Source organism: Microbacterium paraoxydans (assembly GCF_019056515.1).
GTDB lineage: Bacteria > Actinomycetota > Actinomycetes > Actinomycetales > Microbacteriaceae > Microbacterium.
The window spans coordinates 994,658-1,018,382 of sequence record NZ_CP064873.1 but is presented as its reverse complement, the minus strand read 5'-3'; the positions used below and the strand labels follow the sequence as shown (position 1 = coordinate 1,018,382).

Sequence of the window (23,725 nt, the reverse complement as noted above, 5' to 3'; positions counted from 1 at the left end):
TCGCCCCGTCAGTCGAGCGCCGACTCCGGGGTGGCACGGGCATCCGCGCGCGTCGTGGAGGGTCCCATCGTGCCGGCGGTGCGCAGGAACACGATGATCCAGCTGAAGATCAGCACGGCCGCGATGAGCTCGACCGCCGTGAGGTTGTAGTAGCCGACCGCGAAGAACGCCCCCAGCAGCACGATGACCAGCACGTACGCCCAGCCGAGTCCCACGAACACCCGCGGGATGCTGCGCACGAACCACGGCAGGCCGACGACGATCACCGCGAACACCACCGCCATGCCCGTCGCGACCGTGTTGTGCAGGCCGAAGAACTCGTCCACCGGGAAGATGCCCACGCACGCGAGGAAGATCCCCATGAGGATGAGGCCCCCGCGCACGATCGTCCGGCCGCGGCGGTCGACCGGGTCGTCGACGGCCAGCCCCGCGGTCGCATAGCGGGAGATGGTCGTCACCATGATCCCCGCGATGATGAGGGTCACGTTGAAGGCCACCGAGGCGCTGTTGCTGCTCATGCCCAGCGCGGACAGGTTGTCGCGCCACCAGTGCACGTCGCTCGACGCCAGCATCGCCGCGAACGCACCCACGACGAGGAACACCGCCAGCACCAGCGACAGCACGGTCGGCGTCAGTGCGACGGCGCTGAGGAAGGCGACGTAGCCGGTGAGTGCGAAGGCCACCGCGACGAGGATCGCCCCGGGGAACGGGAAGACCGGGGCGTCGACGAAGCTCTGCTCCAGGAGCTGCGCGATGCCGAGCCAGCCGAGGTAGGCGATCGCGGCGTGCGCGAACGCGATGGCGGCGAGGTCGTACCAGCGGAGCCGGTCGCCGGGAACCGCGAATCCGTCCCTCGCGACCGACGGGTCGGGCTCCGGGGCCCGCACGGCGAGGCGCCCCAGAGCGAAGGCGAGCGCGGCCGCGATCGCACCGCCGTACGCCGCGAACATGCCGATCGATCCGGTGCCGCTGATCGAGAGCTGGTGCCCCCAGAACACCGGCAGGGCCACGACGAATCCCACGAGCAGGAACGCCGCGCCGACGATCAGCGCCGTCGCCTCGAACACCGCGTCCGAGGTGGCGGGTCCACGCACCTGACGGAGCACGTGCCGGATCCGCTGCCCCACCGTCGACATCATCCCGCCGTTCACGGACCACATCCTAGACGGCACCCCGCGCGGCCGTCGCCGGTGGTAGCATCGCGGAACGGATCGTATACAACGTCGTCGTTCCCACCAGCCCGAGGTGATCAGTCATGAACGGTGCCCTCACCACCCCCGCCGAATCGGTGTCGACCCTCGTCGCGCGCAACATCAGCGAGTTCCGCGCCGCCGTCTCCGAGTCGTTCGTCCCCCTGCAGGTGTCCTCCGCGGGCGCCGACCAGTTCCGCGGCGTGATCCGCGGTGCCGCCGTCGACGAGGTCCACGTCAACGACATCCGCGCGACCTCGCACGTCGTCGAGCGCACCACCGAGCTCATCGCCCGCGGCGACCGCTCGTACTTCAAGGTGAGCCTGATGCTCGCCGGGACCGGGCTGCTCATCCAGGACGACCGCGAGGCCGTGCTGCAGCCGGGCGACCTCGCCGTCTACGACACCGATCGGCCGTACTCCCTCGTCTTCGATCAGGACTTCCGCACCATGGTGGTCATGTTCCCGAAGCACCTCATCAGCCTGCCCGCGGACATGATCGGGCAGCTCACGGCCGTCCGCATCTCCGGGCAGGAGGGGCTGGGCGGCATGGTCGTGCCGTACCTGACGCAGCTCGCCGGGAACCTCGACGAGCTCGCCGGCACGACGGGGGCCCGGCTCGCGCACAGCGCCCTCGACCTCGTGACCACCGTGTTCACACGGGAGCTCGGTCTCGACCAGGCCTCCGCCGACCCGCACCGCGCCCTCATGCAGCGGATCCGTGCGCACATCGACCGCAACCTCGCCTCCACCGACCTCGGTCCGGCCTCCATCGCCGCCGCGCACTTCATCTCCACCCGCCACCTGCACGGTCTGTTCCAGGAGCAGGGGGTGACCGTGTCGACGTGGATCCGCACCCGCCGCCTTGAGCAGTGCCGCCGCGACCTCCTCGACCCGATGCTCGCCGACCGCCCCGTCGCCGCGATCGCCGCGCGCTGGGGCTTCGTCGACGCCGCGCATTTCAGCCGTGCGTTCAAGACCGCCTTCGGCGTCTCCCCCAGCGAGTACCGCGCCACCCACTGACCCCGTCGTTCCTCCCGTCGCGCGCGGGATCAAAACCGCCCCGCCAGCGCCCGCCCCGCGCACGTTCCTGATCCCGCACCATCCCCCGCCCCGCGCGCGGGATCAAGAACGCACCCCAGACGCCATTGGCAGGTGCAGTTTCGACCCCGCACCGACGAGCGGCACGCCCTGCACGGAAGGGCACGACTCCCGTGCACCAGAGGTACACCGCGTTCGGGTGCGGGATCAGGAACGGGCCGCACACGCGTCCGGCAGGGGCGTTTCCCGTCCCGCACCGGAGCGGCCGCAGGCGGGACGCCGGTGCGGGATCAGAAACGCACTCCACACACGTCCGGCAGGGGCGTTTTCGATCCCGCTCCGATGAAAGGCACGCCGTGCGCGGGAGGGCGCGACTCCCGCGCGCCAGAGGACACGACTGACTCCCGCGTGCGGGATCAGAAACGCGCCCCATCCGCGTCCGGGAGGGGCGTTTTCCCGTCCCGCACCGGGGTGGCCGCAGGCGGGACGCCCGTGCGGGATCAGGAACGCACCCCAAACGCGTCCGGCAGGGGCGGTTTCCGTCCCGCACCGGGGCGGCGGCCGGTGGGACACACCGGTGCGGGATCAGGAACGGGCCGCCGTTGGGCGCGGCAGGGGCGCTTTTAATCCCGCACGGGGGCCAGGGGCGGATTCGGGGGACGGAACCGGGAGGGCGAAGCTCCGCGAGGGCGGGACTTGCCCGGGAGGGCACGCCGGTTGACTGTCGGTGCGGGATGGACTCCGCGCGCTTGAGGGCTCCCCCGGGCCGGCCGGAGCATGAGGCAAGCGCATCGCGACGACGCGGTGCCCGGGGCGACGAGGCCCCGCCGTGTGCGACGTCAGGACCCTCATGACCGACATCTCCACCGACCCCGCTCTGGACGAATGGCGCACGTACGACGAGTTCGCCGCGGGCATCGACACCTTCCGCCTGCCGAGCACGACGCTCGCCGGAACCGCGCTCTCGCTCACCCTCGATGACGACACCACGCTCGCGCTCCGCTTCGACGAGGACTCCGTGACCTGGGAGGGACTGGGCTCCTCGGGACGCGACCCGTACGACGCGGTCCGCGTGCGCGACGACGTCGTCTTCGTGAACATCCCCTTCGAGACCCGCGAGCGCGAAGCCCTCACCGTCGTCTTCTCCACCACGACCCACCGCGCCACCGTCATCCGCTCCCGCATCGCGGCGGAGGCCGTCGAGGGCACGCCGCAGGTCGGGCAGGACTTCTGGGCCGCGACCACCGACGCCGGCCCCGCGACCGGAGAGGTCCCCGGTCCGAGCCGCGACCTCATCGGCAAGCGGAACATCTACCGCTACAGCCCCCACCACCTGTACGAGCACGTCTACGTCTCCAGCCAGCGCTACGCGTGGCAGTGCCTCGAGGGCGTCCAGCGCGGTCACGGCGACATGGACCTCTCCACGGTGTGGAAGTTCGCGGACGGCCTCTACCTGTTCTGCTTCCGCGAGTTCCGGATCGCGGTGGCGAGCGTCTGGCTCCACGACCTCGGCTACCAGCTCATGACGACGGGGATCTTCCTCGGACTCAACGGCGACGGCGAGTCCGAGCACTCCCGCGCCGGCGGGCACATCTACCCCCTGGGCGCCGTCGCCTACCCGGACGCGCAGCCCGTCTGACCCTTCGACAGGCTCAGGGACCCAGCTTCGACGGGCTCAGGGACCCACCCTTCGACAGGCTCAGGGACCCAGCTTCGACAGGCTCAGGGACCCACCCTTCGACAGGCTCAGGGACCCACCCTCGACGGGCTCGGGGACCCGGAACGAAAGAGAGCACATGAGCAACGCAGACCTCATCCGCGAGCACTACGCCGCCAACGACCGCGGCGACCTGGACGGCATGCTCGCGCCCTTCGCGGCCGACATCGAGTGGACGGAGGCCGCCGGGTTCCCCTACGCCGGGACCTACATCGGCCCGGACGCGGTCGCCGAGAACGTCTTCGGCCGCATCCAGGAGGAGTGGGACGACTACACCGTCGCGATCGACGAGGTCGTCGACGGCGGCGACGTCGTGGTCGGCATCGGCACCTACTCCGGCACCTACAAGCGCACCGGGCGGTTCTTCGCCGCCCGGGTGGCCCACGTCTGGCGCGTGGCGGGCGGCGAGATCGTCGCCTTCGAGCAGTTCACCGACACGGAGCTCGTGAACCGCGCCCTGCGCGCGCCGTCGACGAGCACCGACACCCAGCCTTCGAGCTGACAGCACGACCCGAACAGGAGAGGCAGGAAGCACATGAACAGACGAGCATCCGGCACCGCGGCGGTCATCGCCGTGGCCGCCCTCGCTCTCGCCGGCTGCGCCGGTGGCGACGGAGCCGGGGGCGACGGCGCCCCCATCGTCGTCGGCTCCGTGAACACGATCAGCGGCCCGGCGACGTTCCCGGAAGCGTCGCAGGCGGCCGCCGCCGTCTTCGACGCGTTCAACGAGGATGGCGGCCTGGACGGCCGGAAGATCGAGTACAAGATGCTCGACGACAAGGGCGACCCCGCCACGGCCACCGCCTCGGCGCGGGAGATCGTTGGCAGCGACGAAGCCGTCGCACTCGTGGGCTCCGCGAGCCTCATCGAGTGCGAGATCAACGCGAAGTACTACGAGCAGGAGGGCATCCTCTCGGTGCCCGGCATCGGCGTCGACACGGGCTGCTTCGACAGCGAGAACATCTCGCCGGCGAACGTCGGCCCGTTCAACGACATGACCCTCACGCTGCAGTACGGCTCCGAGGTGCTCGGACTCGACGACATCTGCATCCTGCTGGAGATCGCCGGCTCGACCCGTCCGACCTACCAGGCCGCGATCGACACCTGGACCGAGATCACGGGCAAGGAGCCGAAGTACGTCGACGACACCGTGCCGTACGGCGCCTCCGACTACACGCCCTACATCGTCAAGGCGCGCGACCAGGGCTGCAAGGCCCTCGCGATCAACCCCGTCGAGCCCGACGCGATCGGACAGGTCAAGGCCGCGAACGCACAGGGCTGGGACGACGTGACCTGGCTCTACCTCACGAGCGTCTACAGCGAGAACTTCGCCGACGCGATCGACGACGCGGGCGCCGGCATCTACGTCCCCGCCGAGTTCTACCCGTTCACGGACGACAGCGACATCAACGCGGACTGGCGGGCGCTGATGGAGGAGAACGACATCCCGCTCACCTCGTTCAGCCAGGGCGGCTACCTCGCGGCGACGTACTTCATCGAGGTGCTGAAGAGCATCGACGGCGACATCACCCGGGAGAGCGTCTCCGAGGCGCTGAAGGGCATGGACCCGATCGAGAACCCGATGGTGGGCACGCCCTACGCCTTCGGCACTCAGAACACCGCGGGCTGGCCGATCATCCTGAAGTCGGGCACGAACGCCTGGGAGAAGGTCGCCGACGACTGGCTCCGGATCGGCGAATAGCCCCGCGCTTCGACAGGCTCAGCGACCCACCCGGGTTCCCCGCGCTTCGACAGGCTCAGCGACCCACCCGGGGTCCCCGCGCTTCGACAGGCTCAGCGACCCACCCGGGGTCCCCGCGCTTCGACAGGCTCAGCGACCCACATCTGGGTCCCTGAGCCTGTCGAAGGGCCCTCCCCCTCACCAGAAAGGACGCCTCATGCTCCAAGGCGCCATCGCCGGTCTCGCCGCCGGCGGCCTCTACGCCGTCCTCGGCGTCTGCCTCACCCTCATGTCGCGCCTCGTGCGCGTGGTGAACTTCGCCCAGGCCGCGACCGGCATGTTCGGCGCGTTCACCGCCGTGTGGTTCGTCCGCGAGATCGGGCTGCCCATCTGGCTGGGCTCGATCCTCGGCGTCCTCGTCGCGGGCGTGCTCGCCGCGGCCATCGGGTTCATCGCCGCGACCTGGCTGTCGGAGGCCTCGACGACGACCCGCTCTGCCATGACGGTCGGCCCGCTCCTCCTGCTCATCTCGCTGTCGTTCATCCTGTTCGGCAACAAGCCGCAGCCCTTCACCCCGATCATCGCCGGCCCCGCGTTCTCCTTCGGCGGCGTGGTGATCAGCCAGGTCACCGTCGCGACGGTGGCGATGGCCGTCGTCACCGCCGTCGCCGTCCGCATCGTGCTGCGCCGCACCCGGGTCGGCACCCAGCTGCGCGCGCTGTCGGAGCGGCCGACCACGGCGGAGTTGCTCGGCATCCGCTCCCGGCCGCTGTCGATCGCCGTCTGGTTCGTCACCGGGATCATCAGCGCCATCGCGATCATCATCGTCGCGCCCTCGCAGTCGAACGACGCCACGAGCCTGTCCATGCTCATCGTCCCCGCCGCGGCGGCCGCGCTCCTCGGCGGCTTCCGCCGGCTCGACCTCGCCGTCGTCGGCGGGCTGCTCCTCGGCGTCCTCGGCGGACTCGTCGCGCAGATCGACGAAGTGGCGCTCGTGCGCAACTTCCTGCCGTTCCTGTTCATCGTCGTCCTGTTGCTGTGGACGCAACGCAAGGAGGTGTGGGATGCCGCTCGCTGACCGCCCCTGGTTCCGGATCACCTGGCCGTTCGCCGTCGCCGTCGTCGGCATCGGCGTCGGCGCGCTCCTCAGCGCCGCCCTTCCCGGCTACTTCGTCTTCCTCGCGATCAGCGCCGTCACGGCCGCGATCGCGATCCTCGGCCTCGGCATCGTCACCGGCTCGGCCGGCATGATCGCCCTCTGCCAGCTCACGTTCGCCGCGGTCGGGGCGTGGATCGTCTCGCTGCTGAACGTGATGCAGGCGCCGGGCGGCTTCCTCGTCTGGCTCGTGCTCGGCGGTGTCGCGGCCGGACTCGTCGGCATCCTCGTCGGGCTCCCCGCCCTGCGGCTGCGCGGGGTGAACCTCGCGGTGGTGACGCTCGGCTTCGCCGCGGCGGCCGACGTCACGCTCGTGCAGATCCAGTTCCCCGGCTCCGCGGACGGCATCGCGATCGAGCGCCCGGCGCTGTTCGGGAGCGACCGGGAGTTCTTCTTCCTCTCCATCGTCGTGCTCGCCGTCTGCGGTCTGGCGGTGTTCTTCCTGCAGCGCGGACGGTGGGGCGCGAGCTGGAAGGCCGTCGCGTTCTCCGAGCGGGGCACGGCCGCGGCCGGGCAGAGCGTGCGCACCGCGAAGCTCACGGCGTTCGCGGTGTCGGCGGCCCTCGGCGGCATCTCCGGTGGGCTGCTCGCCGGTCAGGTGCAGCTCCCCTTCGCCTCGAGCTTCACACCGCTGCAGTCCCTCGCCCTGTACGTGCTGGCCATCATGTCCGGCGCGCACCTCATCGATATGGCCATCTTCGGCGGACTGCTCTGGGTGCTCGTGCCGGAGCTGCTCAAGCGCTGGGGCGTGCCGCAGGACTGGGGCTTCGTCGTGTTCGGCGTGCTGGGGGTGCAGGCGCTCACGAGCGGCACGAACCTCGGCCAGGGCATCCGCAACCTCCTGTACCGACGGGCCGACCGGCGCACGGCCACCGCAGAGCTCACGGCGCTCCCGCCCGACGCGGGGACCGAGGCGACGGCGATCACCACGACCACGACGGCCACCGTCGACGAGGCGGCCCTCGACGGCGCCCCGGTGCTCACGGTCGACGGCCTGACCGTGCAGTTCGGGGCGCTCAAGGCCCTCGACGACGTCTCGTTCACGGTGCCCGCCGCCTCGATCATGGGGCTCATCGGTCCGAACGGCGCCGGGAAGTCGACCTTCGTCGACGCCATCAGCGGCTTCCTCCCCCAGCACGAGGGCCGCGTGCTCCTCGGCGACCGCGACCTCGCCGGGCTCTCCCCCACCCGGCGCGCGCGACTCGGACTGCGACGGACCTTCCAGCAGGACCGCGTGCCTCCGGCGCTGACCGTGGGTGGCTACGTGCGCTTCGTGGCCAGACGGCGGCTCGCCGCGGCGGACATCGACGAGGTCCTCGCGTTCTTCGGGTGCCCGCCGGCCCGGGCGCGCCTCTCGAGCGTCGACGTCGGCACCCGGCGGCTCGTGGAGGTCGCGGCGAACGTCGCCGCCCGCCCGCGCCTGCTCATCCTCGACGAGCCCGCCGCCGGCCTCTCGCACGAGGAGCATCTGGCGCTCGCTGCTCGCCTCCGCGAACTTCCCGGGCGCTACGGCGTGGCCCTCATCATCATCGAGCACGACCTGGATCTGGTCCGCTCGGTGTGCCCGACCCTCACGGTCCTCGACTTCGGCCGCGTCCTGGCGAGCGGCCCGCAGGCGGAGGTCCTCGCGAACCCCGACGTCGTCAAGGCGTACATGGGAGAGACGGAGCTGCTGAAATGAGCGCACTGGTGCTCGACGGCGTCACGGTGAGCCGCGGCGCCGGGCCTGTCATCTCGGACGTCTCGCTGCGGGTCGCCGGCGGCGAGGTCCTGGCCCTGGTCGGCCCCAACGGGGCGGGCAAGACGAGCCTGATCGAGGCCGTGTCCGGCGTGACGCCGCACTCGGCGGGGTCGATCCTGCTGGACGGGGAGCCGATCGACCGGCTCTCCCGCGTGGCGCGGGCCCGGCGCGGGATCGTGCACATCGAGCAGGGGCGGGCCGTGTTCCCGTCGTTGACCGTGCGCGAGAACCTCTCCCTCACGGCGCGCACCGCCGGGGAGATCGAGGCCGTGCTCGCGCAGTTCCCGGAGCTGGAGAAGCGCATCGACTCCCCCACGGCGCTGCTGTCGGGTGGGGAGCAGCAGATGGTGGTGCTGGCTCGGGCGTTCGCGGCGAAGCCCCGGGTGCTGCTCATCGACGAGATGTCCCTGGGTCTCGCGCCGGTGGTGTTCCTGCGCCTGATGCCGATCGTGTCGTCGATCGCGGAGTCCGGGGTCGCGGTGCTGCTGGTGGAGCAGTTCACGCAACTCGCACTCGGTCTCGCGCAGGAGGCGGTGGTCGTCGCCGGCGGCCGTGTGTCGTTCCAGGGTGCGCCGCAGGCCCTCCAAGACGATCCCGCCCTCCTCCACCGCGCCTACCTCGGGGGCTGACTCCCCGTCGACCCACCCCGTTGCGTTCCTCCCGGCCCCTTGCGTACGTGCGCAGGGGGCCGGGGCGCACGAAAGGGGGTGGGTCGGCGGCGTGGGGGTTAGCCTGAGGGAGTGACCGAGATCCTCCAGGCGCGCGCCGCCCTCCTCGACATGGACGGGACCCTCGTCGACTCGACCGCCGTCGTGGAGCGCCTCTGGCTCGCCTGGGCGGAGCCGCACGGGATCGACCCGGAGACCGTGCTCCGCACCGTCCACGGGCGCCAGGGGCACCAGAGCATGGCGATCCTGCTCCCCGAGCGCGACCACGCGATCAACCTCCGCGAGAACGAGGTCATGCTCGCGACCGAGGCCTCCGACGTGGACGGTGTGATCGGCATCCCGGGCGCCGAGGACCTGCTCGCCGCGCTGCAGCCGTTCCCGCACGCGGTGGTCACCTCGGCCAACGTCGCGCTCATGACCGCGCGGATGGGCCAGGCCGGGCTCACGGTCCCCGAGCTCGCCGTCACGGCGGAGAACGTCTCGGCCTCCAAGCCCGATCCGGAGGGCTTCCTCCTCGCCGCCCGCACCCTCGGCATCGACCCCGCGGACTGCGTCGTGTTCGAGGACTCCGGCGCCGGCATCCAGGCCGCCCACGCGGCGGGCATGCGCGTGATCGGAATCGGTCCGCACGCCGGCGCCCACGCCCCGACCGTGCACGTCGACGACCTCACGCACGTCGCCGTGGTCCCGACCGACGAGGGCTTCGAGCTCCGCATCGACTGACGCGCGGGGCCCGAACGACCCCGCCGACTAGGCGGCGGAGCGGTCGGCGGCCGGACGCCGGCGGAGCACCGGCTCGAGCACCGCGGGCGGGTTGTACTGCTGATCGAGACGACCGACATCGGAGCCCGGCGGGACGATCTCGTCGATGCGGTCGAGCAGCTCGTCGCTCAGCGCCACGTCGACGCCCTCCAGCAGGTCGTCGAGCTGCTCCATCGACCGCGGCCCGATCAGCGCGCTGGTCACGCCGGGATGCGCGATCGCGAAGGCCATCGCGAGGTGCGTCATCCGGATGCCGCTCTCCTCGGACAGGGCGACGATCTGCTCCACCGCGTCGATCCGGCGCTCGTCCTGGTTGTGTCGGAACATGGTCGCCCTGGCGAGATCGGTCTGCTGTCCCTTCCGGAACCGCCCGGTCAGCATGCCGCCGGCGAGCGGGCTCCAGACCAGCGTCCCCAGGCCGTAGCGCTGCGCGACCGGGAGGACCTCGCGTTCGATGCCGCGGTTGAGGATCGAATACGTCGGCTGCTCCGTCCGGAAGCGCTCGAGCCCGCGGCGCTCGGACGTCCACTGCGCCTCGACCTGCATCGAGGCCGGGAAGTCGGAGCTGCCGATCGCGCGGACCTTGCCGCTGCGGACGAGGTCGGTCAGGGCGGAGAGCGTCTCCTCGAGGTCGACGCTGTCATCGGGACGGTGCGCCTGGTAGAGATCGATGTGGTCGGTGCGGAGCCGACGGAGCGAGTCCTCGACGGCGCGCATGATCCAGCGGCGGGAGTTGCCCCGGCGGTTGGGGTCGTCTCCCATCGGCCCGTTGAACTTCGTGGCGAGCACGACGTCGTCGCGGCGCCCGACGAGCGCTTTGCCGAGGAGCTCCTCGGACCCGCCCTGCGAGTACCGATCGGCGGTGTCGATGATGTTGATGCCCGCGTCGAGGGCCCGGTGGACGATCCGGATCGAGTCCTGTTCGTCGCCGTTGCCGATGCGGCCGTCGGTGCCGAGCATCATCGCGCCGAGCGCGAAGGGGCTGACCCGGATGCCGGTGCGGCCGAGGGTGCGGTAGTGCATGAGCGGTTCCTTTCGTGGCTGGCATCCCGTCGTCCGGTGTCCTATCGTTGACCGAAGCGGAACGCTCTTCCGGAAGCATACGGAACGCTGTTCCGTTTATGCAACCCCCGGAGGATCCATGCGCGCCGACGCCCGCCGCAACACCGACGCCCTCATCGACGCCGCGCGCGAGGTCTTCGCCACCGACGGGGTCGATGCACCCGCGAGAGCGATCGCGGACCGCGCCGGCGTCGGGGTGGGCACGTTGTACCGACGATTCCCGCAGCGCTCGGATCTGGTGGTGGCCGTCTTCCGCACCGCCGTGGATGCCACGGAGCAGGCGGCCGCCGAGCTCGCCGCCGCGCACGCGCCCGACGAGGCGCTCGCCCTCTGGCTGCAGCGGTTCACGCAGTTCATCGCGACCAAGCGGGGGCTCGCCGCTGCCCTGCACTCCGGCGACCCCGCCTTCGAGGCACTGCCGGCGTACTTCACGGCTCATCTCGGGGGCGCCCTCGACGGCCTGCTGCGCGCCGCCGAAGCGGCCGGGACCATCCGCGCCGACGTCGACGCCACGCAGCTGCTCTACGCCGCGGCGAACCTCTGCCAGTCCGCAGGGTCGGAGGAGCAGAGCCTGACCCTGGTCGGACTGCTCGTGGACGGACTCCGCTACCGCGCGACGGCCGCCGCCCGCCCCTAACCCGGCGCTACATTCCGGCGTGGTCGAAGGCGATGGTCGGCACGTCGACCACGTGGGACCCGCCGTCCGCCACGATCACGGCGCCGGTGATGTACGACGACTCCCCCGACCCGAGGAACCGCACGACGGAGGCGATCTCGGCGGGCCGCGCCGGGCGGCGCAGCGGCACGTCGGCGGTGACCGTCGCGTACCCCTCCTCGCGGGAGCCGAGACCGGCGTGCGCCGCGAACTCGTCCATCTCCTCGTCGGCCATCGGCGTCTGCACCCACCCGGGGCAGATCGCGTTGACGCGCACGCCGTGGCGCCCGTAGTCGCGCGCGAGCGTCCGGGTGAGGCCGATGAGGGCGTGCTTGCCGACCGTGTATCCGGCCACCGACGGTCCCGCGAAGAGCCCGGCCAGCGAGGAGACGACCACCACCTGCCCCTTGGCCTCGATCAGCGCCGGCAAGGCCTCCCGCGCCATCACGAACGCGGTGGTGAGGTTGGCACCGATCGCGGCGTCCCAGCTCGCGTCGTCGGTCTCGGCGACCGGGGAGAACCCGTGTCCCCCGGCGTTCGCGACGAGGACGTCGATGCGGCCGAACCGCGCGAGGATCTCGGCGATCGCGGCCTGTGCCGACGCGGTGTCCGCCGCGTCCGCGACGACGGGGAAGGCCCCGACGGCCCGCTCGACCTCGTGCAGCGGCTCGGGGCGGCGGCCCACCACGACGACGTGCGCCCCTTCGGCGGCGAACCGCTCCGCGACCGCCGCGCCGATGCCCGTGCCGCCTCCGGTGATGACGACGACGCGTCCGGAGACGCTCGATCCGACCACGGTTGCCATGTGTGCTCCTGTGTGTTCTGCGCGCGTGCGCGGTGGGGCCGGACGCGGGTGCGTCAGGCGGGGAATCCCGACCGGGCGGTGTACCCGAAGTCGCTGAGGAGGGTGGTGCCGTTGACCGCCCGGCTCCGCGGGGAGAGGAGGTAGGCGACGTGCACGGCGACCTCGTCGGCGCTCTGCACGGGGAAGGCGGGCTCGTCGAACGCCGCGGCGCCGAGGTCGCCCCGGCTCATCGGGGTGTCGACGATGGACGGTGACACCGCGTTCACCCGCACCCCGGTGCCGGCGAGGTCGACCGAGAGCGCCCTTCCGAACTGGACGAGCGCCGCCTTCGACGCGGCGTAGGGGGCCATGCCCGGGGAGGCCACGACAGCCGAGTCGCTCGCGAGCAGCACGACGGATCCGGCGGCGGACTCCCGGAGCGCCGGGATCGCGTGCTTGAGCACGAGGAACGCGCCGGTGACATTGACGGCGAGGACGCGGTTCCACGCCTCCAGGGGGGTCTCCTCGATCGGCATCCCGACCGGGCCGGAGATCCCGGCGCAGCAGACCACCGCGTCGAGACCACCCAGCGCGTGGACACCGTCGGCGACGGCGGCGGCCACCTGCTGTTCGTCCGTGACGTCGGCGGCGAGCAGCACCGGATCGATGCCGGCCTCCCCCGCCGCGTCCCGGAGCGCGGCGGCGTCCCGGTCGAGCAGCGCGGCCCGCACCCCCTCGGCGGCGAGCGCCCGGGCGACGGCACGACCGATGCCGGAGGCAGCCCCCGTGACGAGGGCCGTCGTGCCGTCGAGCTGCAGGTCCATCGCATCCTCCGACCGCGGCCCGGCGCCGCGCGGCGCCGACGAGACAGCGGTGTCGTCCCGGTCATCCTGCTCCGCGGTGCGGAGGGCCCGCACGCTCGACGCCGGGGTGTGCGCGGTGGCACCATCGTCCTTCGCTCACGGTCAAGCGTCGGAACGGGGCGGCGAGCAGACTCGCTCTATCGACGATTCCCCTCGTCGTCGATGCCGTGTCCACACGGCCGTCACCCGAGCAAAGGAGCCGACGTGGCAGAGCAGACCTCCGCACCCACGACGCCGCACCGCACCTCCCTCCGCCCCGGCGCCCTCGGTGTCGCGGGCATCGTCTTCCTCGTCCTGGCCGCCGTGGCGCCGCTGACCGGGATCGTCGTCGTCGCCTCCCTCGCCATCGCGCTGGGCAACGGCGGCGGCACCCCGATGTCGTTCTTCCTCGTCGCGGCCATCCTGCTGCTGTTCGCGATCGGCTACGCCCAGATGTCGAAGCAGCTCGTGAACGCCGGAGGCTTCTACGCCTTCGTCGTGAAGGGCCTCGGCCGCACCGGCGGACTCATCGCGGGCCTCATCGCGACGCTCGGCTACAACTTCTTCGTGGTCGGCACGATTGGCACCAGCGGCTTCTTCATGCAGACGATCATCCGCGACCTCACCGGGCTCGACGTGCACTGGCTCGTCTGGGGCCTGCTGTCGATCGTCGTCTGCTTCGTGCTCGCCCGGATCGGCGTCGACTTCAGCTCGAAGGTGCTCGGGGTGTGCCTCGTGCTCGAGGTGCTCATGCTCGTCGTGTTCGACATCTCGGTGCTCGTGCAGACCGGCTACGACGTCGCCGCGTTCAGCCCGGAGGCCGTGTTCTCCGGCTCGCTGCCCATCGGCCTGCTGCTCGCGGCGACCGGCTTCCTCGGGTTCGAGGCCACCGCGCTCTTCAGCGAGGAGGCCAAGCAGCCGCTGCGCACGATCCCGCGGGCGACCTACACCTCGATCATCGCGATCGGCGTGATCCTCGGCGTCACGACCTGGGCCGTGGTGAGCGCGACCGGCGTCGCGCAGGCGCAGGCCACGGCGCTGGAGCACCTGCCCACGGGCGACCTCATCTTCTCGCTCTCGCAGCAGTACCTGGGCGGACCGCTCACGACCGTGATGATGGTGCTGCTCCTGGTGAGCCTGTTCGCGGCGATGCTCGCCTTCCACAACTCCGCCACCCGCTACCTGTACTCGCTGGGCCGCGCGAAGATCCTCCCGCAGGCCCTCGCACGCACCCGCCCGAACGGCGCCCCGCAGCTCGCGGGCATCGTGCAGGCCGGCTTCGCGGCGATCGTGGCGATCCTGTTCGCCCTCGCCGGCGCCGATCCCATCGTCACGCTCGTGCCCGCGATGCTCGGCTTCGGCACCCTCAGCGTGCTGATCCTGCAGGGGCTCGCGGCGATCTCGATCGTCGTGTACTTCCGGCGCCGGAGCGACCCGCGGTGGTGGAGCACGTTCATCGCTCCGGGCATCGGCTTCCTCGGCATCGCGGCCATCTCGATCCTGGCGATCGTGAACTTCAACATCGTGGCCGGCTCCGAGGAGCTCGCGATCCGCCTGATGCCGCTGCTGCTCGTGCTCGCGCTGATCGGCGGCATCGTCTACGCCGCCTACCTCCGCCGTGCCAAGCCCGCCGTCTACGACGGTCTCGCGACCGACCTGGAGCGGTTCAGCGACCGCTGACGCCCGCGCCGACCCCGTTCTCCGAAGGAAGGAATCCCCATGACGACCCTCAACCCCGCCGACACCTCCACCTGGCTGCCGCTCGAAGGGCTCGCCCCCGGCTTCGACGCCAACAAGGCCCCGCACACCACCGCCCTGAGCGGCCGCGAGATCGCCGTCGTCGACGCCCGAGGCACCCGCATCGTCCACCGCTTCGACGACTCGACGGTGGCCTGGGAGTACCAGCCCGGCGCCGAGGACCCGACCGAGGCGGCGTCCGACACCGACGACTACGAGGCGTTCGAGGTCGACGACGAGCTCTACTTCGTGCAGTTCCACCACCGCTACCTCCCGAACGAGGCCGTCTCGCTCGTGGTCGACCTGCGGCACGGACGCTCCCTCGCGGTGATCTCCGAGATCCTTCCCGCGCCCGAGCAGGGCCGCACCCGCGTGCAGCACCACTTCGCCCCCGGCACCATCGAGGGCGCCGACGTCACCGGCGCCGAGGCCGCCCCCACGACCACGCTCATCGGCCGCCGCGTGGAGTGGGTCTACAGCGAGGAGCACGCCTACGAGCACGTGTACCTCTCCCCGCGCTGGTACTCGTGGCAGTGCCTGGCCGGTCCGGAGCGCGGGCTCGCCGACACCGACGAGAACAGCGTGTGGGAGGTGCGCCCCGGGATCTACGTCTTCGCGTGGCGCGAGAAGGTGATCCCGTGCGCCTCGGTCACGATCGCCGACCACCGCGACGTGAACGCGATCCGCTCCCACGGCGTGCTGTTCGGTCTGGACGAGACCGGTGAGGTGCCGACGCACTTCACGTTCGGCGCGCACGGCCGCCTGCTGTCGACCACCCACCACACGCCCGCGCTCGAGCCCGCGACCTTCGGAGACGCCTGACATGACCGACGTCGCCGACCTCCTCGTCACCGGCTCCGTGATCCGCACGTCCGACCGCGCCCGTCCGCGCGCCGAGGCCTTCGCCGTGCGCGACGGACGGATCTTCGCCGTCGGCGACCGCGCCGACGTGGAGGCGTTCCGGGGCCGCCGCACGCGGGTCGTCGAGGTCGGCGACGCGGCCGTCTACCCCGGCTTCGTGGACGTGCACAACCACCACGCGCTCGCCGGACGGACCGAGCTCTTCGAACTGTCGCTCGCCCCCTCCCTCACGCTCGACGAGATCCTCGACCGGGTGCGGGAGAAGGCGAAGACCCTGCCCGAGGACGCCTGGATCGTCGGCGGCGCCGTGGCCACGACCCTGCTCCCGACGCTGGCGAACACCGCCACGCGGCGCCGGCTGGACGTGGCGGCGGGCGGACGGCCGGTGGCGCTCATGGAGGACTCCCGGCACAACCGCTGGGCCAGCACCCGGGCCCTGGAGCTCGCCGGCATCACGGCCGACAGCATCCCGACCTCCGGGGTGACGGTGCTCGACCCCGACGACGGCACCCCCACCGGGGTGCTCCTGGAGGCCGCGGGCATCCCGGTGCAGGAGGCGTACGACCGCAGCGGCGGACTCACCCCGGAGCAGCACGTCGCCGCGTCGCGCCGCGGCATCGAGCTGCTGAACTCGTTCGGGATCACGGCGTTCCAGGACGCGGGGGTCTCCGTCGACATCCTCGCCGCACTCGCCGGGCTCGACCGCGCCGACGAGCTGCACGCCTGGGTCGTCTCCTCGCTCCTCATCAACGACGAGATCTTCGGGTTCGACCCCATCGGCGCTCCCCTCCTCGACCGGGGCGAGGAGTTCCGCACGCCGCACCATCGCCCGGACTTCGTGAAGATCTTCCTCGACGGCGTGCCGCCCGCCCGCACCGCCTCCTTCCTCGACCCGTATCCGGCGGATCCGGTGCACGGGGCGCACTTCCATGGCGAGACGACCATGACCCTCGACGAGCTCACCGACTGGCTGCGGGCCGTCGCCGCCCGCGGTCTCGGGGCCAAGGTGCACTGCACCGGCGACGGGTCGGCACGGCTCGTGCTCGATGCCGCCGAGCGCCTGCGCGGGGAGGGCTTCACGACGCCGGTGCAGATCGCGCACGGGCAGTTCCTCGCGGAGAGCGACATCCCCCGGCTCGCGGCGCTCGACGTCTCCGCCGACATCTCCCCGTTCATCTGGTACCCGGGCGTCATCCCCCAGGCGCTGGCGGACGTGCTGGGAGAGCGTGCCGAGCACTCCCAGCCCAACCGTGCCCTCCTCGACGCCGGAGCCCTCGTGGCCGGCGGCTCGGACTGGCCGGTGAGCGAGTCGCCGAACACGCTCGAGGGCCTGCAGGGGCTGGTGACACGCGCCGATCCGCTCGGTCGGGCCGCGGGCACGCTGTGGCCGGAACAAGCGATCTCCGCCGAGGAGGCGCTGGAGGTCTTCACGATCAACGCCGCGACGGCGATGGGGCTCGGCGCGGAGACCGGTTCCCTGACCCCCGGCAAGTCCGCCGACTTCGTGATCCTGGAACGGGATGCGATCGGCGGACCGGCGGAGGAGATCGTGCACACCGAGGTCGTCTCGACATGGTTCGCCGGGCGCGCGGTGCACGAGCGCTGAACACGACGCGCCGTACGATGGGCGCATGCGCCGCTTCCCCGCCTCCGTCTATCGGGTCGGGGACGAGCCCGATCCCCGGTTCTCCCTCGCCAACGAGCGCACGTTCCTGGCCTGGACCCGGACCGGACTGGCGCTGATCGCGGGTGGCGTCGCGCTCGAGGTCCTCGGCCTCGACCTGCACCCCGGCTTCCGGCTGGCCGCCTCGCTGCTGCTGATGATCGCCGGCACGGCCGTGGCCCCGCTCGCCTGGTTCGAGTGGATGCGGGCGGAACGCGCCCTCCGACAGGGACGGCCCCTGCCGGGCGCGCTGTCGGCGGTGGTGCTCGCCGTGGTCGTCGTGACGACGGGACTGCTCGTCCTCGCCGGGGTGCTGTGGCGCTGACGGAGCCCTGCCGATGACCGCCCCCGATACTCCCGCGCCCGACACCTCGGCGCCCGATCTGTACGATCCCGGGCTGCAGCCGGAGCGCACGGAGCTGGCCTGGCGGCGCACGGCCCTCGCGATCGCGGTCGGCTCGCTGCTGTCGCTGCGGGTGTTCCCCCTCGTGCTGCCGACCGGCGCCGAGGGGTGGGGCCTCGTCCCGGGCGTGCTGGGTGTCGGCACGGCGGCGCTGCTCTGGATCGCCGCTCGCCATCGGCAGCGCCGGACGACCGCGGTGCTCACCGCCCGGGCGCGCGGGCCGCTGCCCGGCGGCGGACTCCCGCTCGCGCTGACGGTGTTCGCGACCGGCTTCGGTCTCGTCGCCCTCGCGCTCGTGGCGCTGACGCTGCTCACGCGCTGACACGCCGGAGCGCGGGGCGAACGCGACAGATGCCGTGACCGCCCCGCGTCCCCTCGCCGCCCTCCCTCAGTCCGCGAGGAGGAACCGCGCGCCGCGTTCGCCGATCATGGCCGCGGGCGCGTTGGTGTTGCCGGTCGGCACGGTCGGCATGACCGAGGCGTCGACCACCCGGAGGCCCTCGATCCCGCGTACCCGGAGCTGCGGGTCGACAACGGACTCGGGGTCGGAGCCCATGCGGCAGGTGCCGACCTGGTGGTGGTAGGTGATGGCCGTGCGGCGCACCCACTCCTCCACGTCGTCGTCCGCGACATCCGGCCCGGGGTAGACCTCGACCGCACCCCACTCCTCGGCGAGCGCGGGCTGTGCGCCGATGCGGCGGCACTGGCGCACCGAGGCGGCCAGGGCATCGGCATCACGCTGATCCTCCAGCGCCGCCAGGTCGATGTGCGGCAGGTCGTCGAGGCCAGGACCGGTGAGGCGGAGCTCGCCGCGGCTGTACGGCGTGACCAGGCCCGCCATGAGCGTGAACCCGTCGGTGCCCCGCGGCTCCAGCTCTCCCCACATCGGGACGGAGAAGTGGATGGGCTGCGTGTCCGGCTGCGCGAGGCCGTCCCGGCTGCGCCAGAACAGGTGGCTCTGCGTGACGGAGACCCCCGGCTGCGGCGGGCCGACGGGCTTCTTCTCGGTCGCGAAGATCACCGGGGAGAGGAGGTGGTCGTGCAGGTTCTTCCCCACCGCGGGGGCGTCGAGCACGACGGGGATGCCGAGGGCACTCAGCTCGTCGGCGGGACCGATGCCCGAGCGCAGCAGGATGACAGGAGTGCCGAGTGCTCCCGCCGAGAGGATGACCTGGTCCGCGAGCACCTCCTCGGCGTCGTCGCCCTCCCCCAGCCGGATGCCGACCGCACGACCGTCGCGCACGATCACGGAGTGGACGGCGCGACCGGTGAGGATCGTCATCCGGTCGGCGACGGGCTGCGCATAGGCGGTCCAGGTGTTGACGCGGCGGCCGTCCGTGATCGTGACCTGCTCCTGCGAGACCCCGTCGAGCGTGCCCCCGTTGTAGTTCGGGTTGCGCGGCAGCCCCTCCTCGGCGGCGGCGTCGATGATCGAGGCCTGGATGGGTGCGAGCGCGTAGTCGTCGGTCACGGGCAGCAGGTCGTTCTCGATCGCATCGTAGATCGGCTCGACCTCGGCCCAGCCCCATCCGGTCGCGCCGGCCGCCTCCCACGCGTCGTAGTCGGAGGCCGCGCCGCGCACCCAGATCATGGCGTTCAGCGCGTGCGACCCACCGGTGACCTTGCCGCGAGGAAGATGCAGCCGACGACCGGCCGCGTGCGGCTGCGGCACGGTGAAGAAGTCCCAGTCCTCGGCGGAGTGCCAGAGTTCACCCGCCCGCGCGGGGTCGTGGATGGCCGGGTTCGTGTCGTAGCCGCCCGCCTCGACGAGCGTCACCGCGACACCGGCGTCGGTGAGACGCCGCGCGACGATGGCTCCCGACGTGCCGGCACCGACGACGATGGCGGAGCGCACCGCGCCACTGTTCGCCGCGGCCACGCTCACGCCTTCCGGCCGGGTCCGGAGACGACCTGGGTGACGGCGACGGACTTGAGCCCCTCGACGCCGAACTCCAGCCCGTAGCCCGAACTCTTCACGCCGCCGAACGGCACCATCGGGTGCAGCCCGCCGTGCGAGTTGATCCACACCGTGCCGGACTGCATGCGCGCAGCGACGGCGCGGGCCTCCTCCGGGTCGCTCGCCCACACCGACGCGCCGAGACCCACGTCGAGGGCGTTCGCGAGCGCGAAGGCCTCGTCGACGTCGCTGTACCGGATGACGGGGAGCGCGGGACCGAACTGCTCCTCCTGCACGAGCGCCGCGTCGTTGTCGATGTCGGCGACGATGGTGGGCCGGTAGAACAGCTCGCCGAGGTCGGCGGCCGGCTCTCCACCGGTGACGATCCGGGCGCCGCGGCTCCGCGCATCGTCGACCAGGCGACTGACGATGTCGAACTGCGGGCGGTTCTGCAACGGTCCGAGCACGTTGCCCTCGTCGAGCCCGTTGCCCATCGGCACCTGCGCGGCGATGGCGGCGAGCGCGTCCACGACCTCGTCGTACACGGAGTCGTGCACGTAGAGGCGCTTCATGGCGGCGCAGGTCTGTCCGGTGTTGATGAACGCACCCCAGAAGAGGTCTTCCGCGATCGCGGAGGGATCGGCGCCGGGGAGCACGATGCCCGCGTCGTTGCCGCCCAGCTCCAGCGTGAGGCGGGCGAGGTTGCCCGCGGAGCTCTCGATGATGCGGCGCCCGGTCGCGGTGGAGCCGGTGAACATGATCTTGGCGATGTCGGGGTGCGAGGCGAGGCGGGCGCCCACCTCGCGGTCGCCGGAGACGCCGATGAGGACGTCGGCGGGCAGCACGTCGTTCATCACGGCGAGCATCGCCAGCACGCTCAGCGGCGTGTACTCGCTGGGCTTCGCGACGACCGTGTTGCCCATGCGCAGCGACGGGCCGATCTGCCAGATCGTGATCATGAGCGGCCAGTTCCACGGCCCGATGGCGCCGACCACACCGGCCGCCTTGTAGACGAGCTCGGCGTGCAGCGTCTCGTCGTCGACGAGCACCTGCGACTCCAGGACGGTGGTGGCGTTGGTGCGCAGCCAGGCCGAGCAGGCGCCGAGCTCGAACCGCGCGTTGGGGCCGTTCAGCGGCTTGCCCTGCTCCCGCGACAGGAGGTAGGCGAGCCCCTCGGCGTTCGCGTCGATGGCGTCGGCCGCGGCGAGGAGGAGTGCGCTCCGCTTCTCGTGTCCGAGCGCCTCCCACGCGGGCTGCGCGGCCTTCGCGCGGGCGATGGCGTCGTCGAGGTCGGAGACCGTGGCCACGGGAGCGCGTCCGATGACCTCCCGCGTCGCGGCGTCGGGGATCTCGCGCCCCTCGCCCTGCGGGGGCTGGATGCGGTCGAGCAGCGCCGCAGCGGCGGACGCCGCGGCATCGGCGGATCCGGAGTCGACGGCTACGGGAACGGCGGAATCGGACATCGGTGTCTCTCCTTCGAGCGGGTCACGGCGCGGACGCCGGTCTTCTTCTCATTCTCGGTCGGCCCTTGCCGCCGCACTTGTCGCGGAGCGCGCCGGAGATGTCCCCGCGCGAAGGATGCGCTCCCGAGCCGGTCCCGCGTGAGCGAAGCGGGCCCCCATCCGGTCCGGGGAGCCGGGAAGCGCCGGGCGCGGCGTGCGCCATCGACGCCTCGGATCCCACCACGCCGGCCCTCGCACCTGCGGCACTCCCTCTCGCATGCGGATCTGCCACCCCGAGGTGTCCAGTGTGCGGTGGTGGTGCCAGCACAGCGCGACCCCGTTGTCGGTGTGCGTCGGACCTCCGTGCGCGTGCTCCGTGACGTGGTGGATCTCGCACCAGGCGGCGGGGACGTGACACCCGGGGATCAGGCACTCACCGTCCCGCACGCCGATCGCCCGGCGCTGCGCGGGGGTGAAGATCCGGTCGCTCGACCCGAGCCCGACGATCCTCCCGCCGGCGCCGAGCACGACCCGCTGGACCGTCCCTCCGCACGCGGTGTGCGCGGCCACCCGCGTCGACACCGGCGTCTCGGCACCCTCGACCCGCGCCCAGCCGCGCCCGGTGGCATAGTCCTCGGCGGCGACCGTGACCACGAGTGTCGGGGCGGCACCGCCCAGCCGTGGCATGTCGTCGTGCCGGGCCGCGATCCCCAGAGCCGCCGCGAGCGCGTCGTGCTGCTTCTGTGCCCGCGTGCGCCCGTCGACCATCCCGCCGGGGTCGCCGGCCGGGAGCACATCGTCGTCCGGGGACACCGCCGTGTTCCGCTGCGCGGCATCCGCGAGTTCCGCGGACGGGACGAAGTGCACGCCGGGAAGCGGCGGACCATCGACCTTCGGGTTCAGATATGCGTCCCAGATCCGCTGCAGCTGCCCCGCGACCTCGGGCAGCAGTGCGCCCCGGACCGGGATCACGCCGTCCTTGGCGCGCCCCAGCACCACACCCCGCGCTCGAAGCGCGATGTCTTCCGCAGGCTCCGCGCCGTCGGGGTCGAGGTACTGCACGATCAGCTGCGCCCGCACCCGCAGATCCTCGGGTGTCGGCGCCGGCCCGGGCTCGTTCTGGGCGTCATCACTGTTCTCGGCGCCATCACTGTTCTCGGCACCGTCGCAACTCTCCTCGCCACGAGCGACCTCCGCGAGATACGCGTCGGCCTCCCAGCGGTCGGCGAGGCGCACGCGAGGGCCTGCCTGCTCGATCGGCCCGGTCGCGGCCAGCAACCCGGTCACGCCGAGCGCCCCGTCGAGGAGGGCCTCGCGCAGCGCCGGCCACCGCGCCGGCAGCCACTCCCCGGAGGAGAGGTCGACCTCTCGTCGCACCAACCGCGCGGCCTTCACCACCCGCGCGGCGGACGCGCCGTCGGTGCGGAGCACCCGCTGCAGCAGCTCGTTCATCGAGCGACAGCCGAACCGGCCGCAGAAGGCCGGCTCCCCCGATCCCGCCGGACGCGGATCGGCGTTCGCCACCGCATCCACGATCACGGCCTCCACGCGTCGCTGGATCTCTCCCGCGACCCGCAGCAGGTCCATCAGCTCCCGTGCGTCGAGAGCGCCCACGGTGCCGGATCGCAGCACGGCGTCGAGAGCGACGACCGTGTCGTCGAGAACCGCTGCCGGGGTGCCTTCCATACGACGATTCAACAGAGGGCCACCGACATTGCGAGGCCCGATTACCCCTGTTCAGAGTGATATTCCAGTACGCGCGAAGGACTCCTCCTGCACACGAACAGACCCGTGATCAACCCTCCGCATCACAACACCATCCGCACAGCATGCCGCCGCCGAAATCCGCCGCTTCCCGGCACGACCCCCGCACCCCACCCACGACCCGCGGCACCGACGCCCGTCGCACCCCAACGACCCCCGTCGCAGGACACAACCGTCACGCCCGGTCGAAGTCCTCGAAGATCAGGATCGTCCGGGTCGAGCGGATCGACGGGATCGCCTGGATGTCCTCCAGCACGATGCGGCGCAGGTCGCGGGCGTCGTTGGCGCGCACGAGCAGCAGCACGTCGAAGTCGCCGCCGACGAGCGCCATGTGCTCGATCTCCGGGATCGCCCGGAGCCGCGCGCTCACCTCCTGCCACGTGGCCTGTTCGATCGCGAGGGTCACGTACGCGCTCGCGTGATGCCCCAGCAGCACGGGGTCGGTGCGCACGGTGTACCCCGTGATCACCCCGGCGTCGCTGAGCCGCTTGATGCGGGCATGCGCCCCCGCGCGGGAGATGTGCACCGCCTCGGCGATCGCGGTCATGGACGCCCGCGCATCCCGCCGCAGCTCCGCGAGGATCGCGCGATCCGTCTCGTCCAGCGCCGCCATGGCACCCCTCTCCCGTCCGGGAAATCCTGACATTTCGGAAGCCATTG

The 23,725-nt window shown here is 71.9% G+C and carries 22 protein-coding genes; 14 read left to right on the top strand and 8 right to left on the bottom strand.

Translation table 11 applies throughout. From position 1 onward, the window contains the following. Positions 1–8 precede the first annotated feature (8 nt). The gene (locus IZR02_RS04785) at positions 9–1,151 is read right to left on the bottom strand and encodes a DUF998 domain-containing protein (protein ID WP_254385426.1); all 1,143 of its coding nucleotides are present in this window, start codon (positions 1,149–1,151) and stop codon (positions 9–11) included. A gap of 104 nt (positions 1,152–1,255) precedes the next feature. Here IZR02_RS04785 and IZR02_RS04780 point away from each other — a divergent pair, with 104 nt between their 5' ends. From IZR02_RS04780 to IZR02_RS04745, 8 genes are all read left to right on the top strand, one after another. Then, positions 1,256–2,212 carry a helix-turn-helix domain-containing protein gene (locus IZR02_RS04780; RefSeq protein WP_025103869.1) on the top strand — a complete coding sequence of 319 codons (957 nt, stop codon included), beginning with the start codon at positions 1,256–1,258 and terminating at the stop codon, positions 2,210–2,212. A gap of 868 nt (positions 2,213–3,080) precedes the next feature. Next, positions 3,081–3,869 carry a MoaF C-terminal domain-containing protein gene (locus IZR02_RS04775; protein ID WP_029989382.1) on the top strand — a complete coding sequence of 263 codons (789 nt, stop codon included), beginning with the start codon at positions 3,081–3,083 and terminating at the stop codon, positions 3,867–3,869. Between the two features lie 157 nt (positions 3,870–4,026). Then, positions 4,027–4,449: a nuclear transport factor 2 family protein gene (locus tag IZR02_RS04770; protein ID WP_025103867.1), complete on the top strand. Its 423-nt coding sequence runs from the start codon at positions 4,027–4,029 to the stop codon at positions 4,447–4,449. A 33-nt stretch (positions 4,450–4,482) separates the two neighbouring features. Further along, positions 4,483–5,649: an ABC transporter substrate-binding protein gene (locus IZR02_RS04765; RefSeq protein ID WP_025103866.1), complete on the top strand. Its 1,167-nt coding sequence runs from the start codon at positions 4,483–4,485 to the stop codon at positions 5,647–5,649. 196 nt (positions 5,650–5,845) lie between these two features. Beyond that, positions 5,846–6,706 (top strand): ABC transporter permease subunit, encoded by an 861-nt coding sequence (locus IZR02_RS04760; RefSeq protein ID WP_025103865.1) that lies wholly within the window; start codon positions 5,846–5,848, stop codon positions 6,704–6,706. Then, positions 6,693–8,465, top strand: coding sequence for a branched-chain amino acid ABC transporter ATP-binding protein/permease (locus tag IZR02_RS04755; RefSeq protein ID WP_025103864.1), 1,773 nt, complete (start codon positions 6,693–6,695; stop codon positions 8,463–8,465). Before IZR02_RS04760 ends, IZR02_RS04755 begins: the two co-directional genes overlap by 14 nt. Next, positions 8,462–9,154, top strand: a complete 693-nt coding sequence (locus IZR02_RS04750) for an ABC transporter ATP-binding protein (RefSeq protein WP_025103863.1) — start codon at positions 8,462–8,464, stop codon at positions 9,152–9,154. Before IZR02_RS04755 ends, IZR02_RS04750 begins: the two co-directional genes overlap by 4 nt. Before the next feature lie 111 nt (positions 9,155–9,265). Next, positions 9,266–9,916, top strand: coding sequence for an HAD-IA family hydrolase (locus IZR02_RS04745; protein WP_025103862.1), 651 nt, complete (start codon positions 9,266–9,268; stop codon positions 9,914–9,916). Between the two features lie 27 nt (positions 9,917–9,943). On the opposite strand, the gene IZR02_RS04740 is transcribed toward IZR02_RS04745, so the two are convergent. Further along, entirely contained in the window at positions 9,944–10,978 is a 1,035-nt protein-coding gene (locus IZR02_RS04740) for an aldo/keto reductase (RefSeq protein ID WP_025103861.1), read from the bottom strand. A gap of 118 nt (positions 10,979–11,096) precedes the next feature. Between IZR02_RS04740 and IZR02_RS04735 the strand changes: the two genes are divergently transcribed. Continuing rightward, complete coding sequence (locus IZR02_RS04735) at positions 11,097–11,654, top strand: TetR/AcrR family transcriptional regulator (protein ID WP_025103860.1); 558 nt, start codon at positions 11,097–11,099, stop codon at positions 11,652–11,654. A gap of 7 nt (positions 11,655–11,661) precedes the next feature. Here the strand turns inward: IZR02_RS04735 and IZR02_RS04730 are convergent, their stop codons facing one another. After that, positions 11,662–12,477 carry an SDR family NAD(P)-dependent oxidoreductase gene (locus IZR02_RS04730; RefSeq protein ID WP_025103859.1) on the bottom strand — a complete coding sequence of 272 codons (816 nt, stop codon included), beginning with the start codon at positions 12,475–12,477 and terminating at the stop codon, positions 11,662–11,664. A 53-nt stretch (positions 12,478–12,530) separates the two neighbouring features. Beyond that, positions 12,531–13,280 carry an SDR family NAD(P)-dependent oxidoreductase gene (locus IZR02_RS04725; protein ID WP_025103858.1) on the bottom strand — a complete coding sequence of 250 codons (750 nt, stop codon included), beginning with the start codon at positions 13,278–13,280 and terminating at the stop codon, positions 12,531–12,533. 243 nt (positions 13,281–13,523) lie between these two features. On the opposite strand from IZR02_RS04725, the gene IZR02_RS04720 reads away from it, so the two are divergent. Genes IZR02_RS04720 through IZR02_RS04700 form a run of 5 tightly spaced genes read left to right on the top strand, consistent with a single transcriptional unit; the run spans position 13,524 to position 18,284 of the window. After that, positions 13,524–14,978 (top strand): APC family permease, encoded by a 1,455-nt coding sequence (locus IZR02_RS04720; RefSeq protein ID WP_025103857.1) that lies wholly within the window; start codon positions 13,524–13,526, stop codon positions 14,976–14,978. A 39-nt stretch (positions 14,979–15,017) separates the two neighbouring features. Beyond that, positions 15,018–15,857: a molybdenum cofactor biosynthesis F family protein gene (locus IZR02_RS04715; RefSeq protein ID WP_025103856.1), complete on the top strand. Its 840-nt coding sequence runs from the start codon at positions 15,018–15,020 to the stop codon at positions 15,855–15,857. Between the two features lies 1 nt (position 15,858). After that, positions 15,859–17,502 carry an amidohydrolase gene (locus IZR02_RS04710; protein WP_025103855.1) on the top strand — a complete coding sequence of 548 codons (1,644 nt, stop codon included), beginning with the start codon at positions 15,859–15,861 and terminating at the stop codon, positions 17,500–17,502. A gap of 25 nt (positions 17,503–17,527) precedes the next feature. After that, entirely contained in the window at positions 17,528–17,884 is a 357-nt protein-coding gene (locus tag IZR02_RS04705; RefSeq protein WP_025103854.1) for a YidH family protein, read from the top strand. A 13-nt stretch (positions 17,885–17,897) separates the two neighbouring features. Next, on the top strand, positions 17,898–18,284 hold the full coding sequence (locus IZR02_RS04700; protein WP_025103853.1) for a DUF202 domain-containing protein: 387 nt from the start codon (positions 17,898–17,900) through the stop codon (positions 18,282–18,284). A 66-nt stretch (positions 18,285–18,350) separates the two neighbouring features. Here IZR02_RS04700 and IZR02_RS04695 read toward each other — a convergent pair whose 3' ends face one another. The 4 genes from IZR02_RS04695 to IZR02_RS04680 all read right to left on the bottom strand — a co-directional run bounded on the left by IZR02_RS04695 (position 18,351) and on the right by IZR02_RS04680 (position 23,678). Further along, complete coding sequence (locus tag IZR02_RS04695) at positions 18,351–19,817, bottom strand: FAD-dependent oxidoreductase (RefSeq protein WP_025103852.1); 1,467 nt, start codon at positions 19,815–19,817, stop codon at positions 18,351–18,353. 26 nt (positions 19,818–19,843) lie between these two features. Then, positions 19,844–21,322: an aldehyde dehydrogenase family protein gene (locus IZR02_RS04690; RefSeq protein WP_025103851.1), complete on the bottom strand. Its 1,479-nt coding sequence runs from the start codon at positions 21,320–21,322 to the stop codon at positions 19,844–19,846. A 48-nt stretch (positions 21,323–21,370) separates the two neighbouring features. Beyond that, positions 21,371–22,987 (bottom strand): HNH endonuclease signature motif containing protein, encoded by a 1,617-nt coding sequence (locus IZR02_RS04685; RefSeq protein WP_025103850.1) that lies wholly within the window; start codon positions 22,985–22,987, stop codon positions 21,371–21,373. Positions 22,988–23,240: 253 nt separating this feature from the next. Next, positions 23,241–23,678 carry an Lrp/AsnC family transcriptional regulator gene (locus IZR02_RS04680; protein WP_025103849.1) on the bottom strand — a complete coding sequence of 146 codons (438 nt, stop codon included), beginning with the start codon at positions 23,676–23,678 and terminating at the stop codon, positions 23,241–23,243. Positions 23,679–23,725: the final 47 nt, after the last annotated feature.